The sequence below is a fragment of the Curtobacterium sp. RM9 genome (assembly GCF_054956955.1).
The window spans coordinates 1,378,808-1,390,202 of the sequence record NZ_CM143271.1 but is presented as its reverse complement, the minus strand read 5'-3'; the positions used below and the strand labels follow the sequence as shown (position 1 = coordinate 1,390,202).

General features: G+C 71.4%; 10 protein-coding genes. 1 reads left to right on the top strand and 9 read right to left on the bottom strand.

Annotated features, from left to right (window positions below):
- Positions 1-25 precede the first annotated feature (25 nt).
- From cydC to ACY3FI_RS06485, 9 genes are all read right to left on the bottom strand, one after another.
- Positions 26-1,714, bottom strand: coding sequence for a thiol reductant ABC exporter subunit CydC (gene cydC, locus ACY3FI_RS06525; RefSeq protein ID WP_462549973.1), 1,689 nt, complete (start codon positions 1,712-1,714; stop codon positions 26-28).
- Entirely contained in the window at positions 1,711-3,363 is a 1,653-nt protein-coding gene (gene cydD / locus ACY3FI_RS06520) for a thiol reductant ABC exporter subunit CydD (protein WP_462549972.1), read from the bottom strand. Before cydD ends, cydC begins: the two co-directional genes overlap by 4 nt.
- A 16-nt stretch (positions 3,364-3,379) precedes the next feature.
- Entirely contained in the window at positions 3,380-4,384 is a 1,005-nt protein-coding gene (gene cydB / locus ACY3FI_RS06515) for a cytochrome d ubiquinol oxidase subunit II (RefSeq protein WP_462549971.1), read from the bottom strand.
- Position 4,385: 1 nt separating this feature from the next.
- Positions 4,386-5,798 carry a cytochrome ubiquinol oxidase subunit I gene (locus ACY3FI_RS06510; RefSeq protein ID WP_462549970.1) on the bottom strand — a complete coding sequence of 471 codons (1,413 nt, stop codon included), beginning with the start codon at positions 5,796-5,798 and terminating at the stop codon, positions 4,386-4,388.
- A gap of 301 nt (positions 5,799-6,099) precedes the next feature.
- A complete protein-coding gene (locus tag ACY3FI_RS06505) occupies positions 6,100-7,041 on the bottom strand; it encodes an ABC transporter substrate-binding protein (RefSeq protein WP_462549969.1) in 942 nt (313 codons plus the stop codon).
- Positions 7,038-7,778 carry an ABC transporter permease gene (locus tag ACY3FI_RS06500; protein ID WP_462549968.1) on the bottom strand — a complete coding sequence of 247 codons (741 nt, stop codon included), beginning with the start codon at positions 7,776-7,778 and terminating at the stop codon, positions 7,038-7,040. Before ACY3FI_RS06500 ends, ACY3FI_RS06505 begins: the two co-directional genes overlap by 4 nt.
- The gene (locus tag ACY3FI_RS06495) at positions 7,775-8,500 is read right to left on the bottom strand and encodes an ABC transporter permease (RefSeq protein ID WP_462549967.1); all 726 of its coding nucleotides are present in this window, start codon (positions 8,498-8,500) and stop codon (positions 7,775-7,777) included. The genes ACY3FI_RS06500 and ACY3FI_RS06495 overlap by 4 nt, the downstream gene beginning before the upstream one ends.
- On the bottom strand, positions 8,497-9,366 hold the full coding sequence (locus tag ACY3FI_RS06490; RefSeq protein WP_462549966.1) for an ABC transporter ATP-binding protein: 870 nt from the start codon (positions 9,364-9,366) through the stop codon (positions 8,497-8,499). The genes ACY3FI_RS06495 and ACY3FI_RS06490 overlap by 4 nt, the downstream gene beginning before the upstream one ends.
- A gap of 147 nt (positions 9,367-9,513) precedes the next feature.
- A complete protein-coding gene (locus ACY3FI_RS06485; protein ID WP_462549965.1) occupies positions 9,514-10,161 on the bottom strand; it encodes a TetR/AcrR family transcriptional regulator in 648 nt (215 codons plus the stop codon).
- Between the two features lie 143 nt (positions 10,162-10,304).
- Here ACY3FI_RS06485 and ACY3FI_RS06480 point away from each other — a divergent pair, with 143 nt between their 5' ends.
- A complete protein-coding gene (locus ACY3FI_RS06480) occupies positions 10,305-11,369 on the top strand; it encodes an App1 family protein phosphatidate phosphatase (protein WP_462549964.1) in 1,065 nt (354 codons plus the stop codon).
- Positions 11,370-11,395: the final 26 nt, after the last annotated feature.

Here is an 11,395-nt window from a genome sequence, read left to right as displayed (position 1 = left end):
GGCCCCGGCGGGCCGCGCCCGCCCGTCAGACGGTGACGACCCGCCCGTCCCGCATGCGGACCGTGCGGTCCACGAGGTCCGCCGGCACCGGCACGTGCGACACGATCAGGACGGTCCGGCCCTCGGCCCGGGCGACGCCGACGAGGTCGCGCAGCACCGCGTCGCCGAGGTCCGGGTCGACGTCGGCCGTCGGTTCGTCGAGCACCAGGACCGGGAAGGCGTGGAGCAGGGCTCGGGCGAGGGCGAGCCGGTGCGCCTGGCCGCCCGACACGAGCGACCCGCGTTCGCCGACGGGGGCGTCGAGCCCGCCGCGCCGTGCCGCCCACTCGGCGAGTCCGACCCGGTCGAGCACGGCCGTGAGGTCGTCGTCGTCCGCGGTGTCCCGGGCGAAGAGCAGGTTCTGACGGACCGTCTGGTCGAAGACGAACGGGTCCTGCTCGATCAGGCCCACCCGGGCGCGCACAGCGTCCGGGTGCATGGTCCGCGCCTCGACGCCGTCGATCGTGTACGAGCCGTCGTGGTCGACGAACCGCACGAGCGCGTCGACGAGCGTCGACTTGCCCGCACCACTCGGGCCCTCGAGAACGACGACCTCGCCGGGACGGAGGTCGAGCGAGACGCCGTCGACCGCTGCTCGGTCCGCCCCCGGCCAGCGCACGCTGAGGTCGCGGAGCGCGATCGTCACCGACCCGCGCACCACGAGCTCCGCCGGATCCGCGGCATCGCCGGGCTCGGGCACGATCCCGGCCGGGAGGTCGGCGGGGACGACCCGCTCGACGCGGTCCGCTGCGGCGCGGACGCGACGCAGCGTCAGCACGGCGAGCGGGACGGCGCCGACGACCTCGAAGAGCGCGAGCGGCACGAACACCGCGAGTGCCAAGAGGGGGCCGTCGAGGGCTCCCGTCACGACCGCCGGCGCACCCACCGCCAGGATCCCGATCACCGCCCCGCCGCCGACGAGGCCGACGAGGGCGCCGACGAGCGATTCGACCGTGCTCCGGCGGCGGACCGCGCGTGTGACGCGGACGTCGAGCCGTGCGATGTGGTCGAGCCGTTCGTCGAGCGTGCCGTAGGCGGCGAAGACGTCGAGCGTCCGGACGGTGTCGAGCACGAGGTCGGCCACGTGCCCGCGGTCGGCTGCGGTGCGCTCGTCGGACCGCCGCGCGACCGAGGCCGTGACGACCGACCCGACGGCCACCGCCACGAGCAGCGCGGCGAGGAGCACGAGGGCCGCGGGAAGGGACACGAGCGCGACCGCGACGACCGAGAGCACGGCGGCCACCCCGGCGGACACGAGCGGTCCGACCACCCGGATCGGCAGGTCCTGCAGTCGGTCGGTGTCGGTGACGAGCCGTGCGAGCAGGTCCCCGCGTCCGGTCGAACCGAGGCCCGCCGGTGCCACCGACGACAGCCGCCGGTACATCTCGGTCCGGACCACGGCGAGCTGCCGGAACGACGCGTCGTGCCCGGCGAGCCGGTCGACGTAGCGCAGCGTCGCCCGGCCGAGGGCGAAGGCCCGCACCCCGACCATCACGAGCGTCAGGTAGAGGATCGGCGGGTGCTCCGCAGCCCGCGTGATGAGGTAGCCGCTCGCGGCGAGCAGCGCCACGGCGCTGAGCGCGCTGAGCGCTCCGGCGACCACGGCCCTGCCCCACCCGGCCCCGCGCGGCACCGCGAGCCGCAGGACCGTGTCGTGCCGCGCCTCCCGGCTCATCCGCGCACCCCGGCCGGGACGGTGACCGCGACCGCGCCGCCTGCGCGGACGTCGACGCGCAGGTCGGCGGCGGCGATGACCGCGGGGCGGTGGCTCGCGACGACCACGACCGCGCCGTCGTCCGCGAGCCTGCGCAGCGACGCGACGACCCGCGCCTCGGACTCGCCGTCGAGCGCGGAGGTGGGCTCGTCGAGGACCACGAGCGGCGTGGCTGCGCGACGCGCGCGGTACAGGGCGCGAGCGACCGCCACCCGCTGCGCCTGGCCACCGGACAGGCCGCTGCCGCCGGACCCGACGGCCAGTCCCGGCGCGATCGTCAGTCCGGCGTCGCTCAGCGCGCGGCGGACGTCCGCGTCGTCGGGGGCGGCGCTGAGCGCGACGTTCTCGGCGATCGTGCCGCGCACGAGGCGGGGTCGCTGGTCGGCCCATGCGATGCGGTCCGCGCGCGTCGCCCCGGCCGGGCCGGGCACGGTGACCGTGCCGTCGTGCGGGAGCGCTCCGCGGATCGCCGCGACGATGCTCGACTTGCCCGACCCGCTGGGGCCGGCGAGGACGACGACGCTGCCGGGTCGGGCCCGGAGGTCGACCGGACCGATGACGACGTCCGGACGGCGGACGGTCACCCCGGCGAGCACCAGGTCGGTGGCGGCCGGCTCCGGCGTGCCGTCGACGGGGGCGGGCGCAGCGCGGTCGTCGAGGACGTCGAGCACCGCGGCCGAGGCCTCGACCCCGTCCTGCGCGGCGTGGAAGTCCGCGCCGACCTGTCGGATCGGGGCGAACGCCTCGGGGGCGAGGACGAGGACGAACATCGCGGCGCCGAGCCCGAGCGAGCCGTCGACGAGCCGGATGCCGATCGACACGGCGACGAGCGCGACCGACAGGCTGGCCGCGAGCTCGAGGGCGAAGCCGCTCACGAAGGACAACCGGAGGACCCCGAGGGTGCCGCGACGGTACTCGTCCGTGACGGTGCCGATCCGCCCGACCTGGCGTCGGGCGCGCCCGAAGACCTTGAGCGTGGCCAGCCCCTCGACCGCCTCGGTGAAGGCGCCGCCGAGCCGGGCGAGCGCGTCCGCCTGCCGCCGCTGCAGGGCCTGGGTCGCGAGACCGATGAGGATCATGAACACCGGGATGACGGGCAGGGCGAACAGGATGACCAACCCGCTCGTCAGGTCTCCGAGGCCGATCGCGACGAGGAGCACGGGCGTGGCGACCGCCGTCAGCGCGAGCTGCGGGAGGTAGCGCCCGAAGTACGCGTCGAGGGCGTCGAGGCCCGGCCCGAGCGTCGTCGCGAACGCGGCACTCGAGCGGCCGGCGAGCCAGGAGGGACCCCGCTCGGCGGCCCGGGCGAGCACGGTCCGCCGGAGCTCGCTCTTCACGGTGGCCGCCGCACGGCCGGCGAGGTCGTCCGTCGCCCAGGCCGCGACCGCCCGGAGCACGAACGCGGCGCCGAGCACCGCGAGCGACGGCGCGAACGCGGCCGGGACCGATCCGACGCGCACGGCGTCGACCGTGAGCGTGACGGCCGCGGCGATGCCCCAGGCGATCGCGACGGTGGCGATCGTCCGGAGCAGGCCGGTGCCGGCCGCGGCGACGACGAAGCCGCGCGCGGAGCGCGACAGGCGCAGCAGACGCGGATCGAGCGGCTTCATCCTCGGCTCCTCGGTCCTAGTGGGCGGCCTGGGCGATGTGCGCCCGCGAGACGCGCTTGCGGAAGACCCAGTAGGTCCAGGCCTGGTACGCGAGCACGAGGGGGACGAAGATCAGCGCCACCCAGCTCATCACCGTCAGCGTGTACGCCCCGCTCGAGGCGTTGTCCACGGTGAGGCTGTTCGCCGGGTCGTTCGTCGCGGGCATCACGTCCGGGAAGATCGCCGTGAACATCGCGAGGACCACCGCAGCGATCGTCGCGGCCATCAGCGTGAACGCCCAGCCCTCGCGACCCCAGGCGGTGCACAGCACGGCGAGGACGAGCGCGAGCGCGGCGACGATCGACAGCACGAGCGACGCCGGGGTCGCCCGGACGAAGGCCATTGTGACGAGGAACGTCGCACCCACCAGGATCGTGAGGATGCCGGCGCGGGTCGCCAGCCGCTTGGCACGATCGCGGATCTCGCCCTCGGTCTTCAGCGCGACGAACACCACGCCGTGCGTGAAGAACACCAGGAGCGTCGTCACGCCGGTCAGCAGCGCGAAGGGGTTGAGCAGGTCGAACAGCGTGCCGGTGTAGTTGTGTCCCGCGTCCATCGGGATCCCCCGGACGACGTTGCCGAACGCCACGCCCCACAGGAACGCCGGGACGGCGCTGCCGACGACGATCATCAGGTCGAACCGGCGCTTCCACTCCAGGTGCTTCTCCTGGTGCCGGTACTCGAACGAGACACCGCGTGCGATGAGCGCGGCGAGGATGAGCAGCAGCGCCAGGTAGAACCCGGAGAACATCGTCGCGTACCACTCGGGGAACGCCGCGAACAGGCAGGCGCCGGCGACGATCACCCACGTCTCGTTGAGGTCCCAGACCGGGCCGATGGTGTTGATCAGCACCCGACGGTCGGTGTCGTCCTTGCCGAGGAACGGCAGGGCCATGCCGACGCCGAAGTCGAAGCCGTCGAGGACGAAGTAGCCGACGAAGAAGAGTCCGACGATCGCGAACCAGAGAACGGGCAGGTCCATCTCAGTACACCGTCACTTCGTGCTGGACCTCACCGGTCTCCTCGTCGACCGCCGCGGGTGCCGCGGGGCCCTCCTGCGCCACCTTCTTGATCAGGCGGAACTCCACGACCGCGAGCGAGCCGTAGATCAGCGTGAACACCACGAGCGAGATGAGCACCTCGATGCCCGTCACGTTCGGCGAGACGCCGTCGCTGGTCCTGAGCAGCCCGAACACGAGCCACGGCTGCCGCCCCATCTCGGTGAAGATCCAGCCGACGATCATCGCGGCCATCGGCAACGGGACCGTCCAGGTCGCGATCCGCCACACCCAGCGCTGGGTCGGGAAGCGGCCCTTGCGGGTCAGCCAGAGCCCGACGAGCGAGACGAGCACGGCGCCGACGCCGAGCGCGATCATCCAGCGGAACGACCAGTAGGTGACCCAGATGATCGGCTTGTAGTCGCCGGGTCCGTACACCTGGGAGTACTGCGCCTGCAGGTCGTTGATGCCCTCGACGGTGCCGTTGAAGGTGTGCGTCGAGAGGAAGGACAGCAGGTACGGCACGCGGATCGAGAAGAGCTCGTGCACGCCGTCCGGGGTGCCGAGCGTGAAGATCGAGAACGAGGCGTCCTTGCCGGTCGCCGTGTTGTAGAGCGCCTCGGCGGCCGCCATCTTCATCGGCTGGGTGTCCACCATCGTCAGACCGAGCTGGTCGCCGGTGAGCACCGTGAGGGCCCCGGCGGCGAGCATCGTCCACATGCCGAACTTCAGCGCGGGCATCATGGTCTCGAGGTTCTGGTTGCGCGCCAGGTGGTACGCGGCGACCGAGACGATGACGGCCGCGGCGACCATGAAGCACGCGAAGAGGGTGTGCGGGAAGGCCGCGAGTGCGACCTTGTTGCCGAGGACGGCCCAGATGTCCGTGAGTTCCGCGCGGCCCTTGGTCTCGTTGATCGCGTAGCCGACCGGGTGCTGCATGAACGCGTTCGCGGCGATGATGAAGTACGCGGACATGATCGTGCCCGCGCTGACGCACCAGATGCTCGCGAGGTGCAGGCCCTTCGGCAGACGGTCCCAGCCGAAGATCCAGACCCCGATGAACGCCGCCTCGAAGAAGAACGCCAGGATCCCCTCGAGCGCGAGCGGCGCACCGAACACGTCACCGACGAACCGCGAGTAGTTCGACCAGTTCATGCCGAACTGGAACTCCTGCACGATCCCGGTCACGACGCCCATCGCGAAGTTGATCAGGAAGATGCGCCCGAAGAAGCGGGTGAGCTGCAGGTAGTGTGCGCGGCCCGTCCGGTACCACGCGGTCTGGAAGACCGCCACGACGACGGCCATGCCGATCGTCAACGGGACGAAGAGGAAGTGGTAGATCGTCGTCAGACCGAACTGCCACCGCGACAGGATCAGCGGGTCGAGGATGTCGTTCATGCGGCGTGTCCGAGCCGGTTCGCCGCGCAGTGTTCGTGCACGTCAGATGCTTCCTGTGGAAGGGGACTTCTGCAGTCACAGCCATTGGGACAGCTCCACGCTAGCGCGCTGCCACCCGCTTCGACAAGTTGTAGAACAAGCGCTTGCACAAACGTGCACGAGGAGTGCACGGCACAACCGTGCGGAACATCGGTGCACCGGCGCGGCTCCGGCGCGGCTCCGGCGCGGCTCCGGGAACGACGACAGGTGCCGGGCATTTGCCCGACACCTGTCGTCGTTGCGCGCGGTCGAACCGCGGCCGCTAGAGCAGCTTGTTGTCCTGCAGGAAGGTCTTCGCGACCGACGCGGCGGACTTCTGCTCCACCGAGTTCTGACGGTTCAGCTCGATGAGCGCGTCCGTCGTCAGGAGCTTGTTGACCTTCTCGATGGCGTCCGCCGCCTTCGAGTCGAGGTCCTTCGACACGATCGGGGTCACGTTGTTCGCCGGCACGAGGTGCTCCGGGTCCTCCAGCGTGACGAGCTTCTCGGTCTTGATCGAGGCGCTGGCGGAGTAGATGTCCGCGACCTGCGAGTCGCCGTCCTGGATGGCCTTGATCGTGAGCGGGCCGCCCGAGTCGTTCTGCTGGTTCACCTCGCCGTCGATGCCGTACTTCTCCTTCAGGCCCTTCGGGCCGTAGGCAGCCGTCGCGAACTCGGGGTTCGCGGCGATCGAGATCGTCCCGCCGATCTTCTTGAGGTCCGCGATCGACTTCAGGTCGTACTTGTCGGCGGTCGCCTGGGTCACCGTGTAGGTGTCCGCGTCGGACGCGTCAGCCGAGGGCAGCGCCTTGACCTTCGAGGGCAGCGCGCTGGACAGCGCCGAGTTGATGCCGTCCGTCGTGGTCTCGGTGGTGGTCGACTTGCCGTCCTCCTGGAGCAGGAAGTTCAGCAGGTTGCCGTTGTACTCGGGGAACACGTTGATGCTCCCCTTCTCGATCTCGGGCCAGTACGCCTTGCGCTGGCCGATGTTGAGCTGCTTCTTCACGGTGAAGCCCTCGTGCTCGAGCTCCTGCGCGTAGAGCTCGGCGATGATCTCGTTCGAGGGGTAGGCCTGCGAGCCGACGACGATGGTCTTCGAGTCGCCACCGCCGGAGCCGGAGTCCGAGGACAGCGGGTCGCTCGAGGAGCAGCCCGCGAGGGCGATGGCAGCCGCGGACGCGACGGCGATCGTGGCGGCGAGGCGCCGGGTGGTTGCTGTGATCACGGGTGGGTTCCTTCCACAGGGGTCGATGCTCGTGGTGCCGAGCGACGGGTGCTCCGCGCGGCCCGGCCCGCCGAGCCGGCGGAGAGCCCCGCAGGCACGGCGAGCCGCTGCAGTGCGGCGAAGAGGATCTCGAACGCGATGGCGAGGGCGATGACGATGATCGAGCCGCCGAGCACCTCCGCGTAGTCCGAGTTGGCGATGCCGGAGAAGGCGTAGCCGCCCAGTCCGCCGGCGTTGATGTAGGCGACCAGGGTCGCCGTGGCGACGACCTGGAGCACGGCAGCGCGGATGCCACCGACGATGAGGGGCAGGGCGAGCGGGATCTCGACCTTCCAGAGGAGCTGCCACGCCGTCATGCCCTGCGCACGCGACGCGTCGATGACCACGCGGTCGATCGCCTCGACGCCGGAGTACGTGCCGGCGAGCACGGACGGGATCGCCAGGACGACGAGCGAGACGAGCGGCGCCTGCAGTCCCAACCCGAGCGCCAGCGCGAGCAGCGTCAGCAGGCCGAGCGTGGGCAGGGCGCGGATGCCGCCGGACACACCGACCGCGATCGAGCGACCCTTGCCGGTGTGTCCGATCAGCAGGCCGATGGGCACGGCGATGACGACGGCGATCGCCACGGTGAGCAGCGTGATCCACACGTGCTCCCAGAGCCGGACGCCGATCGCGTCCGGGCCGACGTTGTTGGCGGGATCGAAGATCCAGGCGAAGGCCTGTGCGAAGAGGTTCACGCGGCGACCTCCCCGGCCCGGACGTCGTCGGCGGCGCGGCGACGGACCGCACGCGCGGCGCGCCCGCTCCCCCGGGTCCACGGCATCACCAGTCGGCCGATGGCCACGAGCAGCACGTCGAACACGAGCGCGAGCACGATGGTGAGCACGATGCCCGTGAGGATCTCGGCGCTGATCGCCCGCTTGAGGCCGTCGGTGAGGAGGAAGCCGAGGTTCGGGATGCCGATGAGCGCGCCGACCGTGACGAGGCTGATGGTGGACACCGACACCACACGGACGCCGGCGAGCAGCACCGGGCCGGCGAGCGGGAGTTCCACCTTGAAGAAGCGCTGTGCGGCAGAGTACCCGAGCGCCTCGGCCGCCCCGACGACGTCTGCGTCCACCGCGTCGACCGCGTCGGCGGCGGACCGGGCCATCAGCGCGATCCCGAAGATCGTCATCGCGATGACGACGTTGATCGGGTCGAGGTAGCTGGTGCCGATGATCGCCGGCAGGGTCAGGAAGAGCGGCAGCGCCGGGATCACGTAGAGCAGGCTCGTGATCACCACGAAGGCCGAGCCGGTGGCGCGAGCCGTCTGCGACGGGCGACGCCGGAGCCGCGACACGAGCAACCCGATCGGCACGGACAGCACGAAGCTGATGACGATCGGCGGGACGGACAGCCAGACGTGCGCGATCAGGTTCGACGTGATCGTGTCGAGGTTGCCCAGGACCCAGTTCACTCGTCGCTCCGATGCCCCTGGGGCACCGCGGCCGCGGCGTCGACGACCTGGACCGGCCCGGTCAGCACACCGGCCGCACGTCCGTCGCCGTCGACGACGATCGGCCCGGTGGGGGTCTGCTCGACACGCAGTGCTCGGCGGCCTCGACCGGCGCCGATGAAGTTCGCCACGAAGTCGTCCGCCGGCTCGGCGAGGATCTGCGCCGGGGTGCCGAGCTGGGCGATCTCGCCGCCCTTCTTGAGGATGACGACCTGGTCGCCGAGCTTGAAGGCCTCGTCGATGTCGTGCGTGACGAAGACGACGGTCTTGCCGAGTTCGCGCTGCAGGCGGATGAGCTCGTCCTGCAGGTCGTTCCGGACGAGCGGGTCGACCGCGCCGAACGGCTCGTCCATCAGGAGGATGTTCGGGTCGACGGCCAGGCCGCGGGCGACGCCGACGCGCTGCTGCTGTCCGCCGGAGAGCTGGGACGGGTAGCGGTCGGCCAGCGACCGGTCGAGGCCGACGGTGTCCATCAGCTCGAGCGCACGTGCACGCGCCTCGGCCTTGGCGACGCCGGTCAGGAGCGGGACGGTCGCGATGTTGTCCGCGACCTTGCGGTGCGGCAGCAGCCCGGCGTTCTGCATGACGTAGCCGATGCGCCGACGGAGCTGCACGGGGTCGACCCCCGCGACGTCCTCGCCGTCGATCTCCACCTGACCGGAGGACGGGTCGACCATCCGGTTGATCATCCGGAGGAGGGTGGTCTTGCCGCACCCGCTCGACCCGACGAACACCGTGGTGGTCCGGGACGGGATCACGAGGCTGAAGTCGTCGACTGCGGCGGTGCCGTCCGGGTACGTCTTGCGCACAGAGCGGAACTCGATCATGGTGGGTGCCCTTCGGTTCGGAGGTAGCCCGACTCCGCATGAGCGTACCCGCGTGATCCGGCCACGGCACCCCCGTGTCGGCGCATGACGGCTCGCGGACAGCGAACGGGCCCCGCGCGTGTCGCGCAGGGCCCGTCCGACGGTCGTTCAGGAGGCGCGGATCACCGCTTCGAGGTGCGCCCGGCTCATCGTGCGGTACTCCTCGATCAGCGCCTCGTCCGGTGCGGACGGGTCGCGGTGGGCGCGCGCCAGCACGGCGTGCGAAGACTCGGCGAGCACGGTCCAGGTGCGCTGCATCCGCTCGCCGGTCGGCAACCCGAAGCGCTCGTGCAGGATCGTCGAGACGGAAGCACCGAGGGCGACCATCCGGTCCTCGGCCTCACGCGAACCGGTGTCTGCGGAGTCGCCGAAGCGGATCGCGCGGAAGCCCGGCTCGGTGCGGTACATCTCGCTGGTCAGGTCGATCAGGGCGTCGCAGGCCTGCTGCCAGGTCTCGGCGCCGCTCGCGTCGAGCGCGCCGACGAAGCGTTCGGCGAGTCGCTGGGTGCACCGGATGGCCAGGGCCTCGACCACGGCGATGCGGTCCGGGAAGTAGCGGTAGACGGTGCCGATCGAGGCGCCGGCCCGTTCGGCGACCATCGCCGTGGTCAGCCGTTCGAACCCGATCTCGTCGATGACCGCCGCGGCAGCGTCGAGGAGCCCGGCGAGGCGCGCCGAACTGCGGGCTTGGACCGGCTCGTTCCTGAGCAGTGATGATCCCCCCGGCAGTGCGTTCGATACCTCGGTGACGAGCACGTGTTCTCCTCCAGCGCCGTGGCGCGTTCGTTCGGTGTGACGGACCAACTGTCGCAGAGGACGGCTGGAACATCGCTGCGACTCTCCCATCGCAGTTGTGAGGACATCCGGTCTGCGAGAGCCCGACGTGGAAGGATGGTCCCATGCCCGACCCGACGCCCCACGAGCCGTCGCTGGCCGAGCCGATCCTGCACCGGGCGGCCCGGATCGAGGACGCCGTCCAGGAGTTCCGCGAACAGCGCGCCCGCCGCCGCGGCCTCGTCCCGACCGTCGTCCCGTACACCGGCTACGGCGCGCCCGGCTGGGTCCGGGTGCTCGGCCGGGTGCTGCTCACCCGGCGCGGCCTCGCGTCGGACGCCTCGTACTACGGCGTCCGCGGCTGGCGCAGCTTCACGAGCGTCGCGGTGGACGCCGCCGAGGTCACGGTGACCGCGAACGGCACCTCGCACGTCGTGCAGTCCGACCGCGGCGGCGTGGTCGACACCATCGTGCCGATCGACCTCGAGCCCGGCTGGCAGACGATCCGGTTGTCCGCCGGCGGCATGCGCGACGTCGAGGCCGACGTCTTCATCGTCCACCCGGACACGCGGTTCGGGCTCCTGTCCGACATCGACGACACCGTGATGGTCACCTCGCTCCCGCGTCCGATGCTCGCCGCCTGGAACTCGTTCGTCCTCACCGAACACGCCCGGCGTCCGGTGCCCGGCATGTCCGTGCTCTACGAGCGGGTCCTCGCGCAGCACCCCGGCGCGCCGACGGTGTACCTGTCGACGGGCGCCTGGAACGTCGCTCCGACGCTGCAGCGCTTCCTGACGCGCAACATGTACCCGTCGGGCACGATGCTGCTCACCGACTGGGGTCCGACGCACGACCGCTTCTTCCGCAGCGGGCAGCTCCACAAGCAGCAGAACCTGCAGCGCCTCGCCCGGGACTTCCCGGACGTGCAGTGGCTGCTCGTGGGGGACGACGGCCAGCACGACGAGGCCCTGTACGGCGAGTTCGCCCGGGAGCACCCGGAGAACGTCGCCGGGGTGGCGGTCCGTCAGCTCTCCACGAGCGAGGCCGTGCTCGCCGGTGGCCGCTCGCGCGCGCAAGAGCGTTCTCGCGACTCGGCCGCGCCGTGGGTCTACGCTCCGGACGGCGCCGGCATGTGGGCCGAGCTCGCGAGGGTCGGCCTGGTGCAGGCGGACCCCTCCGACCACGTCTGAGCGGTCTCCCCCAAGCCGCCTGTGGA